This window comes from Algibacter sp. AS12 (genome assembly GCF_046736315.1).
Classification (GTDB): Bacteria; Bacteroidota; Bacteroidia; order Flavobacteriales; family Flavobacteriaceae; genus Algibacter_B; species Algibacter_B amylolyticus.
In genome coordinates, this window is sequence record NZ_CP151841.1 from 1,210,285 (window position 1) to 1,222,586 (window position 12,302).

Consider the following 12,302-nt stretch of genomic DNA (forward strand, 5'->3'; position numbering starts at 1 on the left):
AACTACTTAACGGTAGCTTTCATTAATTCTCTATTCATTCTAGCAATGTTATCTAAAGAAATTCCTTTAGGACATTCTACCTCGCAAGCACCAGTATTTGTACAGTTACCAAAACCTTCCAAATCCATTTGCGCAACCATGTTTTGTACACGGTCTGCCGCTTCTACTTGTCCTTGTGGTAATAACGCATATTGCGATACTTTAGCACCTACAAATAACATAGCAGAGGAGTTTTTACAAGTTGCAACACAGGCACCACAACCAATACAAGTTGCAGCATCCATAGCTTCATCGGCAGCATGTTTAGATATTGGTAAAGAGTTTGCATCTTGAGTATTACCAGAAGTGTTTACAGAAATGTAACCACCTGCTTGTTGTATACGCTCAAACGCATTTCTATCTACTACTAAATCTTTAATTACTGGAAAAGCTGCTGCTCTAAAAGGTTCGATTGTAATGGTATCGCCATCTTTAAACATTCTCATGTGTAATTGGCAGGTTGTTACGCCTCTATCTGGCCCGTGAGCCTCACCATTTATGTACATAGAGCACATACCGCAAATACCTTCACGACAATCATGATCGAAAGCCACTGGTTCTTCACCAGAATTTACTAACTGCTCGTTCAAAACATCCATCATTTCTAAAAAAGACATGTGTTCTGAAATTTCAGTCACTTTATAATCTACCATTTGACCCTTTGAACTTGAGTCGGCTTGTCTCCAAATTTTAAGTGTTAAATTCATAATGTCTTTATTATTTGTATGAACGTTGTTTTAGTTCTATATCTTTAAATTCTAATTCTTCTTTGTGTAAAACGGCATCTGCAGGCTCTCCTTTATATTCCCAAGCAGCTACAAAAGCAAAATCTTCATCATTACGTTTTGCTTCTCCTTTTTGAGGACCATCTAACTCAGCAGATTCTTCTCTAAAGTGACCTCCACAAGACTCAGATCTCATTAAGGCATCTTTAGCAAACAATTCTCCTAACTCTAAGAAATCTGCAACTCTTCCTGCTTTTTCTAACTCTGGATTCATTTCATTTGCCGTTCCTGGTACAGAAACTTCTTTCCAGAATTCTTCACGAATAGCTTTAATTTCGGCCATTGCCTCTTCTAAACCTTTTGCGTTTCTAGACATTCCTACTTTATCCCACATTACTTTCCCTAATCGCTTATGGAAGTAATCAACAGATTTTGTGCCTTTATTATTTACGAAGAAATTAATTCTTTCGGTAACTTCTTTTTCTGCAGCTTCAAATTCTGGAGTTTCAGTTGAAATTTTTCCAGTTCGAATATCATCAGATAAATAATCGCCAATAGTATAAGGTAATACAAAATATCCATCGGCTAAACCTTGCATTAATGCAGAAGCTCCTAATCTGTTTGCACCGTGATCTGAGAAATTAGCTTCTCCAATACAGTAACATCCAGGAATGGTAGTCATTAAGTTATAATCTACCCATACACCACCCATGGTGTAATGTACTGCTGGATAAATCATCATTGGAGTTTCGTATGGGTTCTGATCTACGATTTTCTCGTACATCTGGAATAAGTTGCCATATTTCGCTTCAACAATAGCTTGTCCTAGCTCGTATATTTTTTCCTTAGAAGGGCTTGTTATATTATGAATTTTAGCTTGCTCTTTACCGTAACGGTCTATTGCAGAAGCAAAATCTAAATACACAGCTTCACCTGTAGCATTTACACCATAACCAGCATCGCAACGCTCTTTTGCTGCACGAGAGGCAACATCACGAGGTACTAAGTTACCAAATGCAGGGTAACGTCTCTCTAGGTAATAATCTCTTTCATCCTCAGATAAATCGACTGGCTTTTTCTTTCCTTCTCGAATCGCTAAAACATCTTCCATGTTTTTAGGAACCCAAATACGACCATCATTTCTTAAAGACTCAGACATTAACGTTAATTTAGACTGATAATCTCCTGAACGCGGAATACATGTAGGGTGAATTTGCGTATAGCATGGGTTTGCAAAGTATGCGCCTTTTTTATGGATTTTCCATCCGGCAGACACATTCGATCCCATAGCGTTGGTTGACAAGAAAAACACATTTCCATAGCCACCAGAAGCAATTACAACGGCGTGAGCAGAATGACGCTCAATCTCTCCTGTAATTAAGTTTCTAGCTATAATTCCTCTTGCTTTACCATCAACAACAACAACATCTAACATTTCGTGACGGTTAAACATTTCAATCTTACCACGAGCAATTTGTCTATTCATTGCAGAATAAGCGCCCAATAGTAATTGTTGTCCTGTTTGACCTTTAGCATAAAATGTTCTAGACACTAGTACACCACCAAAGGAACGGTTGTCTAACAAACCACCATAATCTCGAGCAAAAGGAACACCTTGAGCCACACATTGATCGATAATATTTGCCGAAACCTCTGCTAAACGATATACGTTGGCCTCACGAGAACGATAATCGCCACCTTTTACAGTATCGTAAAACAATCTATATGTAGAATCGCCATCGCCTTGGTAGTTTTTTGCTGCATTAATTCCCCCTTGAGCTGCAATAGAGTGCGCTCTACGTGGAGAATCTTGATAAGCAAATGCTTTTACGTTGTATCCTAGTTCTGCTAAAGTTGCAGAAGCGGAACCACCTGCTAGACCTGTTCCAACAACAATAACATCGATGTTACGTTTGTTTGCTGGGTTAACTAAATCTATATGATTTTTATAATCTGTCCATTTATCTTTAATTGGACCTTGAGGTACTTTTGAATCTAAAGCCATAGTTTTAAGATTAATGGTTATTTATTAAATGATGAAAAAGCGCGATAATTACAAATCCTAAAGGAACTATTATAGAATACGCTTTACCAAATACTTGTAAGTTCTTTTTACGACCAGCTGTAGATCCCATAGATTGGAAAGCCGATGTAAAACCATGAGCTAAGTGCAATCCTAATAGGACAAATGAAATTACATAAGCCCCTACACGTAGTGGGTTTTGAAATTTCTCTACTAATTCGTGGTAATATCTAAATTCCCCATTGTGAAGTCCAGACATATCACCTACAATATATTTTGTATTAATTTCTGGAATCCAGAAATCGATAAAATGCAGTACAATAAAAGCTAAAATCACTAATCCGCTGTAAATCATGTTACGACTAGACCAAGTTGAGTTTGCGGCACCGTTGTTTCTAGCATAAGCCACACCATTAGCTTTTTTGTTTTTAAGCTCTAAAATGAAACCCATTACAAAATGAAATACTACTGCAAAAATTAACACTGGCTGCAATGCATATTGCACGAGTGGGTTTGTACCCATAAAGTGTGAAACCTCATTAAAGGCATCTGGACTAAAAACAGATAACATGTTTATAAATAGATGCTGAAGTAAAAAAAACATAAGGAAGAATGCAGAAAGCGCCATGGCTACTTTTCTTCCAATCGAAGATTTAAAAAATCCGCCCATTATTTTAGAAGTTGTTATTTTAATTTAAACAAAGGTAGTTATGGATGCACTCTTAGACAAATAACAAATGTCATGTTTTCTTTATTTAGAATGATTTTAAAGAAATTTATTATCCATAACTAAAACAAACTTAAACTAAGAATACTTAAAATAATATTTGAAATTGATAAATATTTAGCTTTCTTTTTGTTAAAACTCACAACAGACTATAGGTTAACTAATTAAAAAAGGAGATCTATTAATTATAGATCTCCTTTTTAAAATAATATTTTAGAAATATTAGTACTAATTAATAATGAGCTTTTTGGTTAAAACAGCATTTCCAGAATGGATATCGACAAAATACATTCCTTTAGAAGCATTTTTTAAACTAATAGTCTTTAAACTAGATGAATTTGGCTTCGTATTTTGAGAAATAAGCCTTCCGCTAACATCGTAAACTACAATTTTATCTAAAATTATTGCACCATCATGACTAATAAACAAATCACCATTTGTAGGATTTGGATACATTTTAATACCTGCTGATAAAACATCTTCTGCAACACCTAAAGTACTACAGCTTATAGCATAATTCTCTAATCCAGATTGACTACATATAGGCTGATTTACACTAATATCTTGAACTATTTGAGACGCCAATACATTAGAATTGTTTAAATTTCTTAACACTTCTTCTTGTGCAATATCAAAATGCATTAAATCGTTAGTATCAATAACATGATCTAATTGCCTGCAATGCCCTAACTCATGAAGAGCTACACTCTGAAAATCATATTGAACCGCAGAAGGAGGATCTACTGAGAAATTCCAGTTCGTATCACCATCAAATACAATATCAAATTCTTTTACATACCATACTAAACTAGGAACCCCATTAATAGGTTCGCTGCATGAAACATAATAACTGGTTCTTTGGCCAAGAACTAAATCTGGTAACACCTCATCTGGATTAGAACTCGAGCTATTATCAAAGGCAATAACATTTTTATTATCATTAACCGCTTTGTGAATGGCATTTAAGTTGGCTACAACATTAACTTCATCCAATTCCCAGTTCATTTTAGTTTCGCAACTCCAAGTTTCTAAAGCTAATTTAAAAGCATCTGCCACACCGTTTGTTTGTGCTAAATGTGCCGAAAGTTGCCAAGTATAACCACCACTTCCATTATCGTCCACAAGTTGTGAAGGGTAAGCTATATTATTACTAACTATATTGTTTTGTGCATAATTGATAGTTAAGACGTTAGCTGTTTCAAAACTACTGCCATCATTATGGGTAATTCTTACCTGACCTGTTCCCGCTTGTGAAGGCACTTCAACAGTGATTAGAATATCAGTCCAAGTTAAGACTTGAGAATCTAAAGCATCTACATAATTATCTCCAGCGTTATCAGCATTTCTAAAACCTACCTTACCTTTTATCGAACCAAAATCTGAACCAGAAATAGTTAAAATAGATTTAGTTCCAGCCGAAATAGTTGTTGGAAAAAAATTGTCGACATCGAATAACTTTGCCGCATTTGCTTTTAATAATTTATTTTGAATACTAAAAGGAGCTACTTCAATATATTCAGATTTAGTTCGACTTTCAATATCTTTATATAAAACACTTTGAATACCTTGTTTTACATTAAATTGATTTGATGCTAAATCGTTATTGTAATCATATTTATAAAATGCTTGCGTTACTCCGTAAGGTAGAAATTTAGCATTGTTAGATGGACTAGCAGTCCCCAATTTTAAGTTGTCATCATATAATGTAAAAACCCCAACATCATTTACGTTTAAATCTAAACTAGGAGACACTACTTGCGCTTCAGTATCTAAAACACCACCTAAAGTAATAACATCTACATAAGATTTTACACCGCCTTTAAATACTTTAAATACTTCAATGGTATTAACGGTATATATTTTTTCGTGATTAGCATCCCAAAAAGATTGTTTAGCAACAACCTGACCTTCAACAACTAAACTGGATTTTTCAATTTGTTTCTCTAAAGACACCGTTTTTAATAAAATCTGAGCACTCAAAGTCTCTAAACTTATAATAATCAATAAACTAAGTAATATAACCTTCTTCATTCTCAAAATTTTAAATAGTTGGTTTGCGCCTTTAACAGTGGCAACAAGATTTGTATTCCTATGTACGGTTGATTTACATTTTTAGACTATATGAAAATGAATAAATCAATAAAAAATCAAAAATAAACAAATATTACTACTTTAAAACCAGCTTTTTAGAAATAAAATTTGATTCTTCTGAAAATAAATTAACAAAATACAAACCTTTAGAAACACTACTTAAATTAACGGGTATTAATTTACTATTATCTGCAACATCCAATTCAAGAATTAATCTTCCTCCAACATCGTAAATAACGACTCTATTTAAATTTACAATTGAAGATTGAATATAAAATTCGTTTTCTGCTGGATTTGGGTAAATAGAAATACTATTTTCCATAGTATTATCCCCTACACTTAAACCACATGAACCCGAGTAATCTGTCATTAATGGAATAGTTGGATTACCAGTACAAACCTCATTTGTTGTACTTCTTAAGTGCACACTATTTGCTGCATTTATACTATTCACATCTAAAGTTGTATTTATGTCCTGATCAAAAATCTCAAAATTCATAACGTTTGTAACGTCATTTACATGACCTAATAAATGCGCGTGCCCTAACTCATGTAACGCTACGGTTTCAAAATCATATTCACCGGCATCTAAGGTTTCGTTTTCAAGACCAAAATACCAACTCGTTTCTTTATCAAAAACCATATCATTATCCACTACATAAGCAATAACACCACCTGGACAAAAACGACCTCCAAAAGATGTATATGTTACACCTAATACCCCAGCTTCAAGCTCATTTCCATTATCGAATCTAATAATATTGGTCTCAATATCACTAGTTTCACTAATATTAGTTTCATTTGCATCTACAATCCAATTAACCCCAGTTTCACACCTCCAACTCTCTAACGCTCTTTCATAAGATGCTTTAGCACCTGGATGAACCATATCCTGAAAGAAATCAGTAAAAAACGACCAAGTATAACCACCAAGCCCGTTGTTATTATAATGTTGTACTTCAAAAGCTTGATTTTCTCCGCTAATTTCAAACAATGCATTTGATGTAGCATAAGTAACAGTTAAATTACCGGCAGATACACTGCTTGCTCCTCCCGAATCTGTAACACGAATATTACCCGTACCAGCAAAACTTGGCACATGCACCCTAATTTCTGAATCGGACCAAGATATAATTTCAGAGTCCAAAGCATCAGTAAAAACCGCACCACCTTCATCGGCATCTCTAAAGCCCACTTTACCTAAATCTGTACCAAAACCAGAACCCGTTATTACCAACTCTGTTTTAGTTCCAGCTGTAACCGGTGTACTTGGAAAAGATATACCTCCAGGAACTAAAACACCTGCACTTTTCGAACTAACTTTAGCTGCCTTAAAAGCTCTGACTTCTTTATAACTTGTTTTAGTAAGTTTTGTTACCGTTTTATAAAATGTACTTTCTATACCATTTGTTTTACCAAATACATTAGCAACCTCATCATTAGCTCTATCATATTTATAGAAACCTTGAACCGCACTATACGTTTTAAACTTCTTTAACTTTGTTGTTGCTTTTAGCTTAAAATTACTATCATATAATGTAAAAACACCTTGATTTCCTTTTTTAAGATTTAAACCATGCGAAACCACCAAAGCATTTAAACCAACCGTCCCACCTAGTTCTACAACCTCTACTTGCTCTACAAATTCCCCTTTAAAAACCTTATATACATTTACAGTATAGACTGTATAAATTTTTTCCTGCGCTTCATCCCAAAAAGATCGGTGTGCAACAACTTCGCCCTCAACCACTAAACTAGAGTTATCAATTTGTTCCTTTAATGGTATTTCTTTTAGCGATACTTGAGCAGAAACTTTTGTTAAATTCATTAAAAAAATTAATGCCACAAACATTAATCTAAAAGGTAAATTTTTAATCATAATCTTTTTTAATTTTATTTAAGAATGCGAGGGATTATCAAATATAGCAAATAAAATTCTACTTTTTATTTATACATTTACATCAGTGATAAAAATAAACTTTATTTAACATGAAATATTTACCTATAGATAAATCTCTTTTCGAAACAAACAGAACAAATTTTAAAGCTAAAATGAAACCTAATAGCTTAGCTGTTTTTAACTCCAATGATATTTATCCTATAAGTGCAGATAGCACGTTGCCTTTTGAGCAGCACCGCGACATTTTTTACTTAAGTGGAGTAGATCAAGAAGAAAGTATTCTTGTAGTTTTCCCTGATTGCCCTAAAAAGAAACATCGTGAAATTCTATTTTTAAAAGAAACCAACGAGCATATTGCAGTTTGGGAAGGCGAAAAACTAACCAAAGAAAAAGCTTTTGAAACAAGCGGTATAAAAACAGTATATTGGTTGCAAGACATGGAGAAAATCATGTTCGAATTAATGACCCAATGCGATACCGTGTATATTAACACCAACGAGCATTACCGTGCAAATGTTGAAACGGAAACCCGCGAAGACCGTTTTACAAAGTGGTTAAAAAATAAATATCCTGCGCATGCGGTAGCCAAAAGCAACCCTATTATGCAGAGTTTACGCTCGGTTAAATCACCTATAGAAATTGATTTAATTCAAAAAGCATGTAATATTACCGAAAAAGGTTTTCGAAGAGTTCTAGAATTTGTAAAACCGGGAGTTTGGGAATTTGAAATTGAAGCAGAATTTATGCATGAATTTTTACGAAATCGCTCTAAAGGCTTTGCATACACACCTATTATCGCATCAGGCAACAATGCAAATGTTTTGCACTACGTAGAAAACAACCAACAATGTAAAGCTGGCGATCTAATTTTATTTGATGTGGCTGCAGAATACGCTAATTACTCAAGTGATATGTCAAGAAGCCTTCCTGTTTCTGGTCGTTTTACTGAAAGACAAAAAGCGGCTTACAACGCTGTACTTCGAGTTAAAAACGAAGCTACAAAAATGCTAACTCCGGGTACGGACTGGGCAGCATACCATGTTGAAGTTGGAAAACTAATGACTAGCGAGTTACTTAGTTTAGGCTTATTAGACAAAGCCGATGTACAAAACGAAAATCCAGATTGGCCAGCCTACAAAAAATTCTTTATGCACGGTACTAGCCACCATATGGGATTAGACACACACGATTACGGTATACTAACAGAACCCATGGAAGCTAATATGGTATTTACTGTAGAACCTGGAATATACATACCAGATGAAGGATTCGGAATCAGACTGGAAGACGACGTGGTTATCCAAAACACTGGAGAGCCTATTAATTTAATGAAAAACATTCCTATAGAAATTGAAGAGATTGAATCTTTAATGAATTCATAAAAATTAAAAAGGGTCGTTTTTAAAAACGACCCTTTTGCTTACAACACTAAAATATTATATGTTACAGAGTGACTAATTCAAATAAATAATCATTTAGTTTTTGTAGCGTTTTAATTTTATCATTAGAGTCTATTAACAAAGAAATATTGTTATTACTTCCACCATAAGAAATCATTCTAATTTTTACATCTTGCAAAATCTTAAACATCTTGTAAGTATCTTGATGATTGACAACAGAGTTCCCTACTAAGCAAACTATACTTTGGTTGGCATCCACTTCAATCGATGCTATTTTTTTTAGCTCTGCCAAAATTTTATCTAGATTTTTATCATCATCAATCGTTAATGAAACAGCAACCTCAGAGGTTGTAATCATATCAATGGATGTTTGGTAAGTTTCAAAAATTTCGAAAACTTTTTTCAAAAAACCATGAGCCTGTAACATTCTAGCCGATTTAATTTTAATGGCTGTAATATTATCTTTTGCAGCAATGGCTTTAATACCCTCTCCCGATGTACTATTGGAAATTAAGGTACCATGCGCATCTGGTTTCATTGTGTTTTTTAACCTTACCGGAATACTATCCTTTCTAACAGGCGTTACGGTTTGTGGATGCAAAATTTTTGCTCCAAAATAAGCTAACTCCGCAGCTTCTTCAAACGATAAGTTTGAAATCGCATTTGTATTATCCACATATCGTGGATCGTTATTATGCATACCATCGATATCTGTCCAGATTTGAACCTCTTCTGCCTTAAATGCAGCACCTATAATGGTAGCTGTATAATCACTTCCACCACGTTGAAGGTTAGAGATTTCGCCAGCGCTATCTAAACAAATAAAACCTTGAGTAATGTATATTTGAGCATCATCAGCCGCTTTAAAAACACGATCAAATTCTCTTTCTATATAATCGGTATCAGGTTCCTTAAAGTCATCAATACGCATATAGCTCAATGCAGGCAATAATGTAGAACTTACACCTTCTTGTTTTAAATAACTATTAAACATATAGGTAGAAAGCAATTCACCTTGTGCTAAAATTTTATTCTCTAAGGTTTCAGAAAATGCTTGGTTTGTACTTTCAACCAAAAGTTCAAAAACCCTTGACACATAATTTTTAACATCACTATTTAATGTAACATCACTTAAAAGCTCGTCGATAGTAACAAAATATGTTTCTAGCAAACTATTAACTCTATCAATAGCAGTATTAGGTTCATTATTTTTAATATCGTTTGCTATTGCAACCAATTTATTTGTTGTTCCAGACATAGCCGAAAGAACAACCACCTTTTTACTTCCGTCGTTAATTATATTTTTAACCTCGCTCATGTTTTTCACAGAGCCTACTGACGTTCCACCAAATTTTAATACTTTCATCTGTTTATTCTATGTTTAAAAAGCTGTCAGATGTAACCTTAATGAGAAAAATAATCAAGCCATTTTGCTTTTAGAGATTATTTTTAATCATACCGGTTTCATTTTCACTAATTTGAGTAACAAAACTATAACTCATTTATTAAAAAATGATATTTTTAATAAAAAAAAGTTATTTTTACACAAATTGTTAAATAATTAACACTTAAGACGTTTAATAACATGAAAACGGTATCCAATTGCGTTGAAGACATTTTAATAACGCAACCTTATTTAGAAGAGGCGCTTTCCAGAAACATCATAAATTTTAGTGCGCTTGCCATAGAATTAGTAGAACCTATTAGCAAAATGCTAAAAAAGGATGTGAAACCTGGCGCTATTATGATGGCTTTAAGGCGCTACAACCCTCCTGTTACACTAGGTAATTCCATTAAAATGAAACGTGTAATACAAAACCTTGGCGACATTACTGTACGCTCTAACCTTACCGATTTTACCGTAAAAAATTCAACAACATTAATAGATAATCACGCCAAAATTCTAGAACGAATTAATACGGAAGAAAAACTCTTTTATGCCTTTACAAGAGGAATTCATGAAAGCAACATAGTTGTTTCTAGCAGTCTAAATGATTTTGTTAATCATCATTTAGAGAACGAAACCTTTATTGCTGTACAAGAAAACTTATCGGCAATTAGTATTAATTTACCTCAAGACAACTCTAAAATTGCGGGTTTATACTATCATTTTTTTAAACGCTTAGCCTGGGAAGGCATTGTACTTTATGAAGTCTTATCAACCACCAACGAGTTTACTATTTTAGTTGAAGACGAATTTGTCGACAAAGCTTTTACCGCCATTAAAAGAGTAAAATCTTAGCTTATTTATATCGTTGACTTTATCTTTGCCCCAGATAAAGAAAACATGTATTTAGACTATAAAGGCATAAACATATTTTTTACCGATCAAGGCAAAGGAAACACCGTAGTTTTTCTCCACGGATTTCTAGAAAACGCTTCAATGTGGCAACCGTTTACACCAACACTTTCGCAAAACAATAGAGTTATTACTATAGATTTATTGGGCCACGGAAAAACAGGTTGTTTAGGTTATGTGCACTCTATGGAACTTATGGCCGAAGCGGTTCAAGCGGTTTTAACCCATTTAAAAGTTTCGCAATTCTATATTATTGGACATTCCATGGGTGGCTATGTAGCACTCGCTTTCGCGGAAAAAAACCCAGCAGCACTGAAAGGTTTGTGCTTAATGAATTCGACACCACACGAAGACACACACGAAAAGAAAAAAAATAGAGATCGCGCGATACAAGCAGTAAAGCAAAACCACAACACCTTTATACAATTGGCAATTGGTAACTTATTTAGCCCCAATAACAGAACTACATTTGCCGAAAATATTAAAACTTTAATTCAAGAAGCACAGCAAACACCACTTCAAGGTATTGTAGCTGCATTAGAAGGCATGAAAATACGAAAAGACCGCACCTCTGTTTTCCACTCAGCACCGTATAAGACTATGCTTATAATTAGTAAAAAAGACCCGATTTTAAGTTACGATACGCTTCTTGCACAAACCAAAAATACTAAAGTGAACATTGTGGAATTCAACGACGGACACATGAGTCATATTGAAAATAAATACGAATTTTCATATGAGTTAATGCGTTTCATCGAATTTTAATTACTTTTTACCGACTTATTGAGTGATTTGTATTAAGTTTATACAACCCAAATTAACAAATCATGAAAAAACCTAACCCAATTCCTAAAATGTATTGCAACCTTTTTGGCCATGATTATCAGGTTACTAAGCGCGTAACCTATCATGTAAAAGAGTATACTTGCAGACATTGTAAAACACAACTTACAACAAACAGTAATGGCTGCTTAACCGAGCTAACTCCTAAATTTAAAGAAATAAATGCTATTCTTGAAAGAATTCACAACGCCAGAACACAACGTTTAAAGAATAAAAATCTCTCTTCGTCGATTTATTAGTTACTAATTATTTTAA

10 protein-coding genes are annotated in these 12,302 nt (G+C 33.9%); 4 read left to right on the forward strand and 6 right to left on the reverse strand.

Annotated elements, in window-relative coordinates; all coding sequences use genetic code 11:
- Window positions 1-2 precede the first annotated feature (2 nt).
- The 5 genes from AAFN75_RS05145 to AAFN75_RS05165 all read right to left on the reverse strand — a co-directional run bounded on the left by AAFN75_RS05145 (window position 3) and on the right by AAFN75_RS05165 (window position 7,484).
- Window positions 3-746 carry a succinate dehydrogenase/fumarate reductase iron-sulfur subunit gene (locus AAFN75_RS05145; protein ID WP_411808543.1) on the reverse strand — a complete coding sequence of 248 codons (744 nt, stop codon included), beginning with the start codon at window positions 744-746 and terminating at the stop codon, window positions 3-5.
- A 10-nt stretch (window positions 747-756) separates the two neighbouring features.
- Window positions 757-2,769 carry a fumarate reductase/succinate dehydrogenase flavoprotein subunit gene (locus AAFN75_RS05150; protein ID WP_411808544.1) on the reverse strand — a complete coding sequence of 671 codons (2,013 nt, stop codon included), beginning with the start codon at window positions 2,767-2,769 and terminating at the stop codon, window positions 757-759.
- 10 nt (window positions 2,770-2,779) lie between these two features.
- Window positions 2,780-3,457: a succinate dehydrogenase cytochrome b subunit gene (locus AAFN75_RS05155; RefSeq protein ID WP_411808545.1), complete on the reverse strand. Its 678-nt coding sequence runs from the start codon at window positions 3,455-3,457 to the stop codon at window positions 2,780-2,782.
- Between the two features lie 285 nt (window positions 3,458-3,742).
- Entirely contained in the window at window positions 3,743-5,545 is a 1,803-nt protein-coding gene (locus AAFN75_RS05160; protein ID WP_411808546.1) for a T9SS type A sorting domain-containing protein, read from the reverse strand.
- A gap of 136 nt (window positions 5,546-5,681) precedes the next feature.
- Window positions 5,682-7,484: a T9SS type A sorting domain-containing protein gene (locus AAFN75_RS05165; protein ID WP_411808547.1), complete on the reverse strand. Its 1,803-nt coding sequence runs from the start codon at window positions 7,482-7,484 to the stop codon at window positions 5,682-5,684.
- A gap of 110 nt (window positions 7,485-7,594) precedes the next feature.
- On the opposite strand from AAFN75_RS05165, the gene AAFN75_RS05170 reads away from it, so the two are divergent.
- Complete coding sequence (locus AAFN75_RS05170; protein ID WP_411808548.1) at window positions 7,595-8,887, forward strand: aminopeptidase P family protein; 1,293 nt, start codon at window positions 7,595-7,597, stop codon at window positions 8,885-8,887.
- A 61-nt stretch (window positions 8,888-8,948) separates the two neighbouring features.
- On the opposite strand, the gene AAFN75_RS05175 is transcribed toward AAFN75_RS05170, so the two are convergent.
- The gene (locus AAFN75_RS05175) at window positions 8,949-10,271 is read right to left on the reverse strand and encodes an aspartate kinase (protein ID WP_411808549.1); all 1,323 of its coding nucleotides are present in this window, start codon (window positions 10,269-10,271) and stop codon (window positions 8,949-8,951) included.
- Between the two features lie 219 nt (window positions 10,272-10,490).
- On the opposite strand from AAFN75_RS05175, the gene AAFN75_RS05180 reads away from it, so the two are divergent.
- The 3 genes from AAFN75_RS05180 (at window position 10,491) to AAFN75_RS05190 (ending at window position 12,286) form a co-directional block, all read left to right on the forward strand.
- Window positions 10,491-11,147: a hypothetical protein gene (locus tag AAFN75_RS05180; protein ID WP_144118149.1), complete on the forward strand. Its 657-nt coding sequence runs from the start codon at window positions 10,491-10,493 to the stop codon at window positions 11,145-11,147.
- A 45-nt stretch (window positions 11,148-11,192) separates the two neighbouring features.
- A complete protein-coding gene (locus tag AAFN75_RS05185; protein WP_411808550.1) occupies window positions 11,193-11,969 on the forward strand; it encodes an alpha/beta fold hydrolase in 777 nt (258 codons plus the stop codon).
- Window positions 11,970-12,031: 62 nt separating this feature from the next.
- Window positions 12,032-12,286: a hypothetical protein gene (locus AAFN75_RS05190; RefSeq protein ID WP_144118151.1), complete on the forward strand. Its 255-nt coding sequence runs from the start codon at window positions 12,032-12,034 to the stop codon at window positions 12,284-12,286.
- Window positions 12,287-12,302 lie beyond the last annotated feature (16 nt).

Excerpts from the sequence above, each read along its gene's own strand:
- AAFN75_RS05160 (WP_411808546.1), bottom strand. The coding sequence starts at position 5,545 with ATGAAGAAGGTTATATTACTTAGTTTATTGATTATTATAAGTTTAGAG.
- AAFN75_RS05175 (WP_411808549.1), bottom strand. The coding sequence starts at position 10,271 with ATGAAAGTATTAAAATTTGGTGGAACGTCAGTAGGCTCTGTGAAAAAC.
- AAFN75_RS05180 (WP_144118149.1), top strand. The coding sequence starts at position 10,491 with ATGAAAACGGTATCCAATTGCGTTGAAGACATTTTAATAACGCAACCT.
- AAFN75_RS05165 (WP_411808547.1), bottom strand. The coding sequence starts at position 7,484 with ATGATTAAAAATTTACCTTTTAGATTAATGTTTGTGGCATTAATTTTT.
- AAFN75_RS05185 (WP_411808550.1), top strand. The coding sequence starts at position 11,193 with ATGTATTTAGACTATAAAGGCATAAACATATTTTTTACCGATCAAGGC.
- AAFN75_RS05145 (WP_411808543.1), bottom strand. The coding sequence starts at position 746 with ATGAATTTAACACTTAAAATTTGGAGACAAGCCGACTCAAGTTCAAAG.
- AAFN75_RS05190 (WP_144118151.1), top strand. The coding sequence starts at position 12,032 with ATGAAAAAACCTAACCCAATTCCTAAAATGTATTGCAACCTTTTTGGC.
- AAFN75_RS05170 (WP_411808548.1), top strand. The coding sequence starts at position 7,595 with ATGAAATATTTACCTATAGATAAATCTCTTTTCGAAACAAACAGAACA.
- AAFN75_RS05150 (WP_411808544.1), bottom strand. The coding sequence starts at position 2,769 with ATGGCTTTAGATTCAAAAGTACCTCAAGGTCCAATTAAAGATAAATGG.
- AAFN75_RS05155 (WP_411808545.1), bottom strand. The coding sequence starts at position 3,457 with ATGGGCGGATTTTTTAAATCTTCGATTGGAAGAAAAGTAGCCATGGCG.